The following is a 12,488-nucleotide window of genomic DNA, read 5'->3' on the forward strand; positions in this document are numbered from 1 at the left end:
TTTCATATGAATCTAGTTTATAGTAAAAAGTAAATGGGGGAAAAAAATGATAGGGATAGGGATTTGTGATACTAATGTAATATTTTGTGAAGAACTTCGCAAAATGTTACAAGATTATTTTAGCAAGCAATTAGTGAGATGTTCAGTTAGTAGTTATTCCTGTGCACTTGATTTAATAAATAGTAATTTGGAAGAATTTGATTTATTCTTTTTAGATGCAGTACTCGACAGTGATAGTGATGGTATTGAATTAGCAAAGGTAATAAGACAACGTAATCAAATTGCAGAAATCGTTTTCGTCACATATAGGTTGGATAAAGCCTATCAGGCCTTTGAGGTTAATACATTTCGTTATCTACCAAAACCATTGAAAACGGGAGTATTAGTGAATACTTTGGAAACATTTTTAAAAAAGAGAAAAGAAAAATCTTCTAAATTAATTATATTAAAGCAAGGGCAAAAGTACTTAAAGATTCCATATACAAAAATATTGTATTTTGAAACCTTGGATAGAAAATTGAAAGTAATTACAACAAACAAAACATACTTAGTAGATAATAAGATTAATGAAATTGAGCAAAGGCTTGAAGATTGCGAATTCTTTCGGATTCATAAGTCGTATCTCGTTAACTTTGCTTATGTTGAAGAGCATGATCGATCAACGGTGATTTTGCTTAATGGTGATGAAGTGTATATAAGTAGATTAAAAGCTAAAGAGTTTAAAGAAAAGTACCATGTATTCATACAAGAGCAATATAGTGAGAGAACTAGGCTTGAAAAAGTAATCGTTTAAGCAATGTTTCTAGGCATATCCAATATGAAGAGGCTGCTGCAATATTCATATCTTCGCATATTTTTCGAATGGAATACTTTTCACACCAGCAAAAAAACAATCTTCACGGATTATCTGTCCAGAGCTAGTGTCTACTCTTACCAGACAATTTGTTGAAGATTGTTTTTGATGTTGTATTTTAATGCATTCTGTCTGTAATATATGTTATAGATATTCAAACTATATTTTGCCACAGTCTCTTTGAAATCTCATTTACAGAGCTTGTGTGCGTATTTTTTTGGAAAGGTTATTTTTGATTGCTATTTAAGTACATATTTCATTATTCCACTTGCCACACCGTCATCTGCAACAGAGTCTGTAATTTCCTTAGCGAAGGATTTAACAAAATCGGAAGCATTCCCCATTGCAATGCCGCAATTAACGGTAGATAACATCTCTGTGTCGTTATCCCCATCACCAAAGGCATAACTATGTTCAACGGGTATATTAAGGTATTCAAGAGCTCTTATGATAGCAGTAGCCTTCGTATTCTTCTTATTATATATCTCGAATAAACGAGGATCAATACTCTTAAAGCAACCGTATTCTTCGTGGCTTTCAATTATTTCAATGCATTGTTTAGCTATATTACCAGTAGGGCATAATGCTTCAATCTTTAATATACCCATGTCTTTTGGTGGGAGAGTTCGCTTGATTGAACTGGTTGGAATTCCGATTCCTTTGTAAAAATCATAAAACTCAACCGACTGCTCTGGAATATAGCAATTTTCTGTACTTTCTAAGATATATTGAATATGACGTGTATTGAATTCTTCTAGTATTGTATTATAGAAGGACTGATCAAATGGACTTTGATAGATAGTAGAATTATTAATCATGATGTGAGCTCCATTAGCTAGAATGAAACCGTCAAAACCAAATGATTTTATATTCTCATCAATAAAAGCGAAGGGCCTACCAGAGGCTATAAAAGCATAATTACCTTGTGCCTGTACCATCTTGATTGCGTCCTGTACCTTATTTGACATAGTATACTGATCTGTTAAACAGTTAATAAGTGTTCCATCGATATCAAAAAATATTGCTTTCTTCATGTTGCCTCCTAAGTAGAATGAAATATCTTGTTCAGGGAATGATTGCTTAGATACTCATTGTGAAATTATCATTTGTTATTAATTGATGTTGATTATTATCATTCTATACTGAATATTACTATTTGTCAATTGTAATAATTATGTACATGTGTTATACTAAGTAAAATTAAAAAGTAATATGCAGATATAAGTATACATAGCTAATCAGGGTTTTAGAGTCCTCCAGAAAACATGACGATTCAAGATATAAAAGGGGCTCGGACACCCTAACCGTAACCCAAACTTTGCACATAAAAACTTCATTTAGAGTAGGGAATTGCTATATTCATAGAAGAAGGAGATAACCAATGTTCACACAAGAGCGCTATCAATATATAATCGATAAGTTGAATAAAGAGGGAAAAGTACTTGTTAAGGATTTAAGTAATGAATTTCAGATGAGTGAAAGCATGATACGAAAAGATTTACAGGTGTTAGAAAAGAAAAACCTATTACAACGAACCTATGGAGGAGCTATTTGCAAGAAGAGTTCTATTATTCCATGTGAAAGTTTCGGTTATCGAATTGATAAAAAACGAGAAGAAAAAGAAGTAGTTGCGAAAAAAGCAGTAGAATTGATAAGGGAATGTGAGACAGTTTTTCTTGATGTATCAACGATATCTTATCTTATAGCACAGCATGTGATACAGCAGAATATGGACATAACTATTATTTCGAATATGTATGAGATTTCTACACTTATCCCAGAGAAAGGGAAAACAGGATTCATCTTTATAGGTGGAGATTATAGTCCAATTGTTGGAGGGAGTATAGGTTCTTATACATGTGAAAATATTAAGAAATATCGCTGCAACAAGGCATTCCTTGGTTGTGCAGGAATCAATCTTTCGGACGGAACAGTAAGTACAACCATATCAGAGGATGCTAGTACAAAGAGAACAATTATAGAAGTTTCTGAGGAACATTATTTGCTGATGTTAGGGGAGAAGTTTGGTGTAAATGGTAGCTTTCCGTTCTCTAATCTCGAGGATTATATTGGAGTTATTACGAATACTATACCAGATGATGAAGTGAAACATGTATTAGCTGATTATAGTGTGAAGATTATTTAGGGTGTAGAAAGACAATCTTATTGATTTGATAGTATGTGGAAACCACAATCAAATCAGTAAGATTGTCTCTTAATTTACATACCTATTAATAAAAGTTATTATAGTCGACCAATATAATTCAGGGTCGACATCCTTTGATTTTGCGTGACCAGCACCAGGTATTATTAGTTTTTCCTTTTCCACTTTAGCAGCGCTATATAGTTCATCTACCATATGAGAGGGAACGAAAGTGTCGGAATCCCCGTGAATGAATAACATCGGCGTGTTTGATTTCTTAACTTGATTAATAGAAGAGGTTTCCCCTAGCCAAAAGCCGGCTCTAATCTTACTCATAAGACTTGCGGTATGCATCATTGGAAAGGCAGGTAGACCGAATAATTCCTTAAGCTGATAAGCAAATTCTTCCCATGCAGAGGTATAACCACAATCTTCAATGATTGCCTTAACATTGCTTGGTAGTTCTTCCCCAGATACATTCATTACAGTAGAAGCGCCCATGGAGACACCAAATAAAACAATTTCTGTATTTGTATTATCATTTATAATATATTGAATTAAATCAATTATGTCAAAACGCTCATCCCAACCCATTCCAATATAATCGCCTTCGCTTTGCCCATGTCCACGTAAGTCAGGGAGGATAACATTATATCCCATGTCGTAGAACTTTCTTGCGTAAGGGGCCATTAATTTACCTTCCGAGGTATAACCATGAACAGCAATAATCCATTTTTCTGAAGAATTATTACGAAGGAAATAGTTATGAAGTTTTAATCCATCTTTTGATGTAATATATAAATCTTCATAATTACTTTGTTCTAGTAACCAAGTGCTATCATCGATTGATACAGAACCGCTTGTTTCTTTCTGGTCAACATCTTCAGCTGAAGCATTATGGTCAGCATTAAAGATAAAGTCTTTTGGTGTGTCAGGATTAAGGGCTAAATTATATAGATAGTTGGCACCAATACCAATTCCAATTATCAAGCACAGTAGGATTACTGTAAGTAATCCGATTAAAACTTTCTTATACTTTTTCATACGTATTCGATAACTCCTCGTTTGTTTTGTGAATAATTATATCATGAAACTAGTATGAAATAAAGGTTTGAATATCAAAACAATATAGGTTAATACTACCATAAAGAAAACGTTTAGCTTTTGCATAAAATATTGACATCGAATAGTTTTAGAAGTAAGATTCGATAGAAATCACTATATATAGGGATTATGCGCTCTATTTTACTTACATAGGAGATTAGAAAGGAGTACATATATGGATTTTGTTACGTTAATTAGTCTTATACTGTCTTTTGTTGCATTAATTTTAGCATTTGTTTTAGATGGTGGAGTATTACATGCCTTATTAGAACCAACAGCAGCATTAATTGTATTCGGTGGTACGTTTGGTGCAATCGGTATATCATTCGCTTCTAGCGATTTGGTAAAAGTTCCAAAATTATTAATGTTAGCTTTTCGTAAGAAGAAGCAAAGTAGAGCAGAACTGCTTACTTATTTTGATTCCATATCAACTATGGTTAGAAAAGAAGGTCTTCTATCGTTAGAAGGTAAGATGAATGAAGATAAGAATATGGATCCGTTCCTTGTATCAGGTTTACAGATGGTGGTAGATGGAATTGATATTGATGAAGTTAAGGAAACATTAGAAAATCGAATTATGAACATGCAACAGCGTCATGCCAAAGGTATCGGTATCTTTGAGGCGGCTGGTGGTTATGCACCAACTATGGGTGTATTAGGTACTGTTATGGGCTTAGTGCATGTACTTAGTGACTTAAGTAATCCAGATGAATTGGGCGGTAAGATTGCAATCGCGTTCATTGCAACTATGTATGGTGTAGGTTCTGCCAATCTAATATGGCTTCCTATTGCCTCAAAACTTAAGGAACTCGATGCGGATGAAACCATAACAAAATATATGATGTTAGATGGTATCACTATGATTCAAAGAGGAAGCAATCCAAGATTAATAGCGGAGCGTTTGGAGGGATACATAGATTATGAAAATGCAAAAGAAGCACGAGGGGAATAGTGAACGTTGGTTATTAACGTATTCAGATTTAATAACACTATTAATGATCCTTTTTGTTTTACTATACGCTATCAGTAATGTTAATCAGGATAAATATGATAAATTAGCAGATTCCCTAAGTGAATCCCTAGGGAATGGTTCCAACGGCTCTTTAAGTGGTTCTGTTTCTGTATTACCAGGTGGTTTAAGTGTGCTCCTAGGGGGTGGAGATGTACTACCAGGTGGAAATAGTGAAGAATCAAACGATACAGGTAATACTCCAGATATCAATAATGAAGGTGGCAGTAATATAACAGATCAATCACAGAATACTTCTACGAAAGAACAGATGCAAGATTTGAATGATGATATTAATAAAATTATCACAGAGAATGATTTGGGGAAAGATATCAGTACGAATAATTACGAAGGTGGCTTAGTTATCACATTCCCAAGTAGTGTGTTCTTTGATAGTGGGAATGCGGTTTTAAAAGACACTATGAAACGGGCACTTGACATTATTGCTGTCAAGTTGAATGAGATTGACAATGATATTCTTGTTAAAGGATTTACCGACAATATACCTATTAAAGATAGTGTGTTTTCATCTAACTGGCAGTTGTCTGCTTTCAGAGCTGCTAATGTTGTTCAATATCTTGTTGAGAATGCGCAGGTAGATGGAACACGTTTGATGGCAGTAGGTTGTGGAGAGAATGATCCAGTTGCCTCTAATGATACAGTAAAAGGAAGAAACAAGAATAGACGTATTGAGATGATAATATTAGCGAATGAAAATTGAAGTCTTGACACAGACGCTTTAACATGATAACCTTTCATAAGATAGAAGAGCAAAGATATTTGCGGATTATACAGTGATGTAGTCTGCAAGTATCTTTTTTTGTTATATAGAATACTTAAGAAATTCTTTTTCTTGTTTTCGTACATACTATAACTTATCGGAAGGAAACCAATTGATGTGAATCAACTTATGATTTCGACCAATAATATAGCGATAGAACGATATTTTAGAGCTAGCTATACAGTTAAATTATAGAATTGGTAGCATAGCTACTTCTATGGATTACACTAAAGAGTACTTAATTACAGAAAGGATAATGAAACATGCAATGGATTAAAGACAAAAAAGTTTGGGTTGATATTTTATGGGAGTGTTTTGGTAGTTTTCTGATAGCAATTGCGCTATATAATTTTGCCCTTAATGCGAAGTTTCCGATGACGGGGTTTTCTGGCATTGCGATGATTTTCTATCGTCTATACCAAGCACCTATCGGTATAACAACAATTATTTTAAATATTCCTGTCGCAATCATATGCTATCGTTTAATAGGTAGAGATTTTTTACTACGGTCCCTACGTTGTATGGTAATTTCTTCGTTAGTGATCGATTATATAGCCCCTCTGTTACCATTATATAATGGTAACAGAATGTTAGCAGCTATTGTTACAGGAACATTAGGTGGAATTGGTTATGCAGTAATCTATATGCGTAATTCATCAACGGGTGGTTCGGATTTCTTAATTATGGCAGCAAAGGCAATTCGACCTCACATGAAACTAGGCACAATTGCATTCCTATCAGATATCGGAATTATCCTAGTTGGTGGAATTATCTTCAAAGATATGGACGGTATCATATATGGTATGATTATTAATTTCTTATTTGCCATAGTTGTAGATAGGGTTATGTGTGGATTGAATTCTGGTAAAGTCGCTTTAATAGTTACAGAAAGAGGAGAAGAAGTCTGTGATCTCATAGACGAATGTTGTGGACGAGGTTCAACAATACTTGATGGTAGAGGTGGCTATAAGAAGAATGAGAAACAAGTTGTTATGGTTGCTTGTAATTCGAAGCAAATGTATCAAGTTGAGAAGACAGTTAAAAGGTTAGATGAAGAGGTATTCATTATAGTAATGGATGCCAACGAGATTCACGGAGAAGGGTTCCGAGTGTTTGGATAATCAGTTAATAAAATAAATGACAGGACAATGGATAAAATCACGGATTAGATAGCATCTTATTCTTATAATATTTTATATAAGGTTTGGAGAAGCTATGAAGAAAAAATTAATGTTTCCAACTGCATTTACTGTTTTGTTTATCGTCCTTATCTTAGCAGCAGGACTAACCTATCTGGTTAATGCGGGAGCATATGCTAAGTTGGTTTACGATTTGGATAATCAAGTCTTTATTGAAACATTCCCAGATGGAACTACTAGGGAATTAGAAGGAACTCAAAAAACATTAGATGAATTAGGAGTTTCTAGTGATATTGCTAAGTTTCAAGAGGGTAGTATTAATAAACCAATAGCGGTTCCGGGGACATATGAGAAGGTAAAGGCAAATCCACAAGGAATTAGGGAACTGTTGTTGGCACCGATACAAGGTGTTTATGATAGTATAGGTATTATCTTATTCGTATTTATCATTGGTGGAGTGATCGGTATCATCAATGAAAGTGGTGCTATCAATGCTGGAATAGCAGCATTATCAAGGGTAACAAAGGGGCATGAATATATGTTGATTGTCTTTGTTACATTCCTAGTAGCCTTAGGGGGAACAACCTTTGGCTTAGCAGAGGAGACAATTGCTTTCTATCCTATCTTAATGCCTGTGTATCTTGCGGCAGGGTATGATGCAATTGTATGTATCGCAGCTATTTATATGGGATCATCAATAGGTTCCATGTTTTCAACCACAAATCCTTTTTCTGTTGTTATAGGCTCGAATGCAGCAGGGATTAACTTTACACAAGGGGTTTCCTTTCGATTGATTGGTTTGGCTGTGGGATTTATAATTACCACTCTATATATCGTGCGTTATGCAAACCGTATCTCAAAGAATCCAGAAAAGTCTCTTGTATATGACTTAAGCGATGAAATGAATGCACATTTTAAGAAAGAGTCTAAGGAAGTTGAATTCACACCAAGACGTATCATGATATTAATAATTTTCATTTTAAGTTTTGTAGTTATGATCTATGGGGTCGCAAACCTTGGCTGGTGGTTTGAGGAGATGACCGCCTTGTTCTTGGTTTCGGGTGTTATTATAGGAATTTTTGCTGGTATGGGTGAGAAGATTTTTGTTAATACTTTCATAGCTGGGGCGGCAGATCTGATGGGAGTTGGTCTAGTAATCGGTATTGCTAGGAGTATTAACATTATCTTGGAGAATGGTTTGGTTTCGGATACGATTTTATATGGTTTATCCACCATGGTATCAGGAATGAATCGTAACATCTTCGTAATCTTGATGATGTTTGTGTTTATGATTTTGGGATTCTTTATTGCGTCTTCATCAGGTCTTGCAACTTTAGCAATTCCAATAATGGCGCCAATAGCAGACGCAGTTAATGTTCCAAGAGATGTAATAATAACAGCATGTATCTTCGGGCAAGGTCTTATGTCTTTCATAACACCAACAGGGCTTATACTTGCAAGTTTAGAGATGGTGCATGTAACGTATAACAAATGGCTACGGTTTGTTCTGCCATTATTAGCGTTAATCACAATCTTAGCAATTTTTATATTATTACTTGAAATAAATATATAGTTTTTTGTGATTATGTTAGTCAATATTGATTACAGTATGTTCTATCTTGACAAAATATGATTTTTTATCTTGAAATTTTGTTTAATTTGTGCTAAAATGAACTTAAATTGTATGAATGATATTAGATTGTGACTGGTAATGCAGGCAAGACTAACTTGTAGAAGTGTAATCTTCTATTTAGGTTGGTCTTTTTTTAATTGATAAACCAGTTATTGGAAGTTCTGATTTTCGCTAGAAGTTATACTAGTAGGAGGTAGGCAATGTGTATAAGATAGCAAAGCTGATAAATAATAATATAGTATGTTCTATCGATGCAGAAGGCAATGAAGTCATTTTGCGAGGATTAGGAATTGGATTTAATAAAAAGGTTAATGATAGTATTGAAGATGAGAAGGTTGAGAAAATCTATAAGATGGCAAACAAGGACGCATCCAATAAACTTCAAGAATTATTAGCCGAAATACCCATAGAATACGTTACTGTTTGCACAGAAATCATAGAATATGCAACCAAGACGTTGAATAAAAAGTTGAATGATAATATCTATATAACTTTAACCGATCATATAAGTTTTGCGATTACTAGAAAAGATAATAAGTTAGAATATCGTAATGTACTATTAACTGAAATTAAAACTTTCTATGAGGAAGAATATCAGATAGGGGTTCAAGCGTTAGAGATAATTAAAGACAAATTGGGTGTTGAATTATCCTATGATGAGGCAGGTTTTATTGCTTTGCATATTGTTAATGCTGAACTAGATACCAATATGGGAAATATGGTCAAGATAACAGAGTTAATACAAAAGGTAAAGGAACTTATTTATAATTATTATGGCAAAGATATTGATGAAGATTCCTTAAATTACAAGCGATTTATAACTCATCTCAAATTCTTCGGTCAACGTATATTCACGGATAAAGCGACGGAAGAGGATGATGAAGAATTTAGAAGTCTTGTTAAGAATCGATATCCTATTGAATACCAATGTGCTGAGAATATTGGTAAATTGGTATTAGAACAATATAATAAAAAGGTTACGGAAGAAGAACTAATGTTTCTTACAATACATCTAAAAAGATTGCAGATGTCATAAGAGCAGAATAGAGACCGGATTGTGACTGGTAAAGCAGGCAAGACCGAAGTGATAGTATAGCATATGAGATAGCGTGTGTTATAGCTATTGCTTTGGTCTTTTTTATACAACAAAACATGGGTGTTAAAATGGACTATCCATTTTTCATATACATCACATAGTAACATGACGTTATTATGTAGAAGATATATAAGTAACAAGTAGAAAGGTAAAGTGAAACAATGAAAGACAAATTATTTGGTGTTTTACAAAGGGTTGGTAGATCATTTATGTTACCAATCGCGATTTTGCCAATCGCAGGATTATTCTTAGGAATTGGTGGATCATTTACAAATCAAACAATGTTAGAGACATATGGATTGGTTAAGTTTATGGGGGAAGGTACAGTCCTAAATGCCATCTTAACAGTAATGAATGCAGCGGGTAGTATTGTATTTGATAATTTACCAGTGTTATTTGCTATGGGTGTTGCAATTGGTATGGCGAAAAAGGAAAAAGACGTTGCAGCTTTAGCAGCAGCGATCGCTTTCTTTATTATGCATGCTTCCATTGGTGCGATGATTGACATTAATGGTGGTGTTGAGAACTTATTAACTGGTGCATCTGCACAAGTATTAGGAATCACCTCCTTACAAATGGGTGTATTTGGAGGTATTATAGTAGGTCTTGGTGTAGCCGCACTTCATAATCGTTTTTATAAGATTGAATTACCACAAGTTCTTTCGTTTTTTGGAGGAACAAGATTTGTACCAATCATCAGTACAGTAGTTTACCTATTCGTTGGTATTGCCATGTTCTTTATATGGCCTGTAATCCAAAATGGTATCTACCATGTAGGTGATCTTGTATTAAGATCAGGGTATGCTGGTACATGGGTATATGGTGTAATGGAAAGAGCGTTAATTCCATTTGGTTTACATCATGTATTCTATATTCCATTCTGGCAAACAGCAGTTGGTGGTACTGCAGAAGTAGCAGGAGTACTTGTTGAAGGTGCTCAAAACATCTTCTTTGCTGAACTTTCGGCACCAAATATTCAAAAGTTCAGTGTAGAAGCAACCAGATTTATGTCAGGTAAATTCCCACTTATGATCTTTGGTTTACCTGGTGCGGCACTTGCTATGTATTCTTGTGCTAAATCAAACAAAAAGAAAATTGTTGGTGGATTATTATTATCTGCAGCATTAACTTCTATGTTAACAGGTATTACAGAACCACTTGAATTCACATTTTTATTCGTAGCTCCTATACTTTATGTAATTCACTGTGTGTTCGCAGGTTTAGCATACATGATAATGCATATGCTAGGCGTTGGTGTAGGTATGACATTCTCTGGTGGCGCAATCGATTTATTCTTATTCGGTATATTACAAGGTAACGCTAAGACAAACTGGATATATGTTGTAATTGTTGGTATATTCTACTTTGCTGTCTACTACTTCTTATTCCGTTTTTTAATCTTGAAGTTCAATTTTAAGACTCCAGGACGTGAAGATGATACAGAAGAAACAAAATTATATACAAGAGCAGATGTTAATGCTCGTAAAGATCAAACTGGTAACACTGGTGAAGTGGGTACTGCTGATGAAACCTCAGTATTAATTACTAGAGGTTTAGGGGGAAAAGCAAACATTAGTGATTTGGATTGTTGTGCAACAAGACTACGTACAACAGTTCTAGATCCTTCCTTAGTTGATGAACAAACTCTTAAAGCAAGTGGAGCAGCAGGGGTAATTAAAAAAGGTAATGGAATTCAAGTAATTTATGGTCCAAAAGTTACTGTTATTAAATCTAACTTAGAAGATTTCTTACAAACTGCAGCAAGTGACCATGTAATGGAACAAGAAGCTCCTGTAGTTACAGAAACATCTAATAAAAGAGAAGAAACTAATAAATCTACAAACTCTGAAATGCATACAATTTACTCACCTATGGAAGGTAAAGCAATGCCACTTAAGGAAGTAGACGATGGTGTGTTCTCAGAAGAATTATTAGGAAAAGGTATCGCAATTGAACCAAGTACAGGTATTGTAAAAGCTCCATTTGATGGGGAGATACTTATGGTATTTGATACAAAACATGCGATTGGAATACGTTCTAATGATGGAGTAGAGATTCTAATTCATATTGGAATTGATACGGTTAGGCTGAATGGAAAACCGTTCGAAATCAAAGTAGAAAGTGGTCAAAAAGTAAACAAAGGTGATATTCTTGCAGAGGTAGATCTACAAGGTATTATAGATGCAGGATATCGTACAATCACACCAGTTATTGTATCGAACACTGAAAGTTACGAAGAAGTAACCGCTACAGTTACAGGTAACGTAACATTTGGTGACGAAGTTATTAAAGTTAACTAACAGGTACTAATCAGATCTTTGAGAAAAAGTTGTGTAAATGAAAGTTAGAATACTAGTAGGCAGTTGTAAAACTCTTCTCAATGGCGATAACGAATGTTTGTCGCCAATACGAAGAGCTTGGCAATTGCTAATTATAAGAGAAAAAGTGAGGATAAACATATGAAACAATTTAATTACGTTATTACAGATGAAGCAGGAATTCACGCTAGACCAGCGGGTCTTTTAGTTAAAGAGGCAAAAAACTATAGTTCAAAAATCACTTTAGAAGCAAATGGTAAAGCAGCTGAAGCAACTAAGTTATTAGCAATAATGGGAATGGCAGTTAAAAATGGTACTACTGTAACTGTAACAGTTGAAGGTGAAGATGAAGAAAAAGCATGTGTAGAAATGGAACAATTCTTCAAAGCTAATTTCTAAGAAGATAAGGAGT

The 12,488-nt window shown here is 34.3% G+C and carries 11 protein-coding genes; 9 read left to right on the forward strand and 2 right to left on the reverse strand.

Features of this window, described 5'->3' with window-relative positions; all coding sequences use genetic code 11:
• Positions 1 to 46: 46 nt before the first annotated feature.
• A complete protein-coding gene (locus tag BUB90_RS19070; protein ID WP_073290398.1) occupies positions 47 to 793 on the forward strand; it encodes a LytR/AlgR family response regulator transcription factor in 747 nt (248 codons plus the stop codon).
• Between the two features lie 299 nt (positions 794 to 1,092).
• Here the strand turns inward: BUB90_RS19070 and BUB90_RS19075 are convergent, their stop codons facing one another.
• Positions 1,093 to 1,887: a Cof-type HAD-IIB family hydrolase gene (locus BUB90_RS19075; RefSeq protein ID WP_073290401.1), complete on the reverse strand. Its 795-nt coding sequence runs from the start codon at positions 1,885 to 1,887 to the stop codon at positions 1,093 to 1,095.
• Between the two features lie 347 nt (positions 1,888 to 2,234).
• On the opposite strand from BUB90_RS19075, the gene BUB90_RS19080 reads away from it, so the two are divergent.
• Positions 2,235 to 2,999, forward strand: coding sequence for a DeoR/GlpR family DNA-binding transcription regulator (locus tag BUB90_RS19080; protein WP_073290404.1), 765 nt, complete (start codon positions 2,235 to 2,237; stop codon positions 2,997 to 2,999).
• Positions 3,000 to 3,068: 69 nt separating this feature from the next.
• Here BUB90_RS19080 and BUB90_RS19085 read toward each other — a convergent pair whose 3' ends face one another.
• A complete protein-coding gene (locus BUB90_RS19085) occupies positions 3,069 to 4,040 on the reverse strand; it encodes an alpha/beta hydrolase (protein ID WP_073290407.1) in 972 nt (323 codons plus the stop codon).
• A 235-nt stretch (positions 4,041 to 4,275) separates the two neighbouring features.
• Here BUB90_RS19085 and BUB90_RS19090 point away from each other — a divergent pair, with 235 nt between their 5' ends.
• The 7 genes from BUB90_RS19090 (at position 4,276) to BUB90_RS19120 (ending at position 12,475) form a co-directional block, all read left to right on the forward strand.
• A complete protein-coding gene (locus BUB90_RS19090) occupies positions 4,276 to 5,052 on the forward strand; it encodes a flagellar motor protein (protein WP_073290410.1) in 777 nt (258 codons plus the stop codon).
• Positions 5,021 to 5,830, forward strand: a complete 810-nt coding sequence (locus BUB90_RS19095) for a flagellar motor protein MotB (protein ID WP_084139380.1) — start codon at positions 5,021 to 5,023, stop codon at positions 5,828 to 5,830. Before BUB90_RS19090 ends, BUB90_RS19095 begins: the two co-directional genes overlap by 32 nt.
• 323 nt (positions 5,831 to 6,153) lie before the next feature.
• Positions 6,154 to 7,011 (forward strand): YitT family protein, encoded by an 858-nt coding sequence (locus BUB90_RS19100; RefSeq protein ID WP_073290412.1) that lies wholly within the window; start codon positions 6,154 to 6,156, stop codon positions 7,009 to 7,011.
• Between the two features lie 94 nt (positions 7,012 to 7,105).
• On the forward strand, positions 7,106 to 8,602 hold the full coding sequence (locus BUB90_RS19105) for a YfcC family protein (RefSeq protein WP_073290414.1): 1,497 nt from the start codon (positions 7,106 to 7,108) through the stop codon (positions 8,600 to 8,602).
• Between the two features lie 262 nt (positions 8,603 to 8,864).
• Positions 8,865 to 9,698 (forward strand): BglG family transcription antiterminator LicT, encoded by an 834-nt coding sequence (licT, locus tag BUB90_RS19110; protein ID WP_073290416.1) that lies wholly within the window; start codon positions 8,865 to 8,867, stop codon positions 9,696 to 9,698.
• Between the two features lie 221 nt (positions 9,699 to 9,919).
• Positions 9,920 to 12,058, forward strand: a complete 2,139-nt coding sequence (locus BUB90_RS19115; protein ID WP_073290418.1) for a PTS transporter subunit IIABC — start codon at positions 9,920 to 9,922, stop codon at positions 12,056 to 12,058.
• 159 nt (positions 12,059 to 12,217) lie between these two features.
• Positions 12,218 to 12,475: an HPr family phosphocarrier protein gene (locus BUB90_RS19120; protein WP_073290491.1), complete on the forward strand. Its 258-nt coding sequence runs from the start codon at positions 12,218 to 12,220 to the stop codon at positions 12,473 to 12,475.
• Positions 12,476 to 12,488 lie beyond the last annotated feature (13 nt).

Source organism: Anaerosporobacter mobilis DSM 15930, from assembly GCF_900142955.1.
GTDB lineage: Bacteria > Bacillota > Clostridia > Lachnospirales > Lachnospiraceae > Anaerosporobacter > Anaerosporobacter mobilis.

Coding starts and splice junctions, on each gene's coding strand:
- BUB90_RS19115 (WP_073290418.1), top strand. CDS start 9,920: ATGAAAGACAAATTATTTGGTGTTTTACAAAGGGTTGGTAGATCATTT.
- BUB90_RS19120 (WP_073290491.1), top strand. CDS start 12,218: ATGAAACAATTTAATTACGTTATTACAGATGAAGCAGGAATTCACGCT.
- BUB90_RS19100 (WP_073290412.1), top strand. CDS start 6,154: ATGCAATGGATTAAAGACAAAAAAGTTTGGGTTGATATTTTATGGGAG.
- BUB90_RS19095 (WP_084139380.1), top strand. CDS start 5,021: ATGAAAATGCAAAAGAAGCACGAGGGGAATAGTGAACGTTGGTTATTA.
- BUB90_RS19085 (WP_073290407.1), bottom strand. CDS start 4,040: ATGAAAAAGTATAAGAAAGTTTTAATCGGATTACTTACAGTAATCCTA.
- BUB90_RS19075 (WP_073290401.1), bottom strand. CDS start 1,887: ATGAAGAAAGCAATATTTTTTGATATCGATGGAACACTTATTAACTGT.
- BUB90_RS19070 (WP_073290398.1), top strand. CDS start 47: ATGATAGGGATAGGGATTTGTGATACTAATGTAATATTTTGTGAAGAA.
- BUB90_RS19090 (WP_073290410.1), top strand. CDS start 4,276: ATGGATTTTGTTACGTTAATTAGTCTTATACTGTCTTTTGTTGCATTA.
- BUB90_RS19105 (WP_073290414.1), top strand. CDS start 7,106: ATGAAGAAAAAATTAATGTTTCCAACTGCATTTACTGTTTTGTTTATC.
- BUB90_RS19080 (WP_073290404.1), top strand. CDS start 2,235: ATGTTCACACAAGAGCGCTATCAATATATAATCGATAAGTTGAATAAA.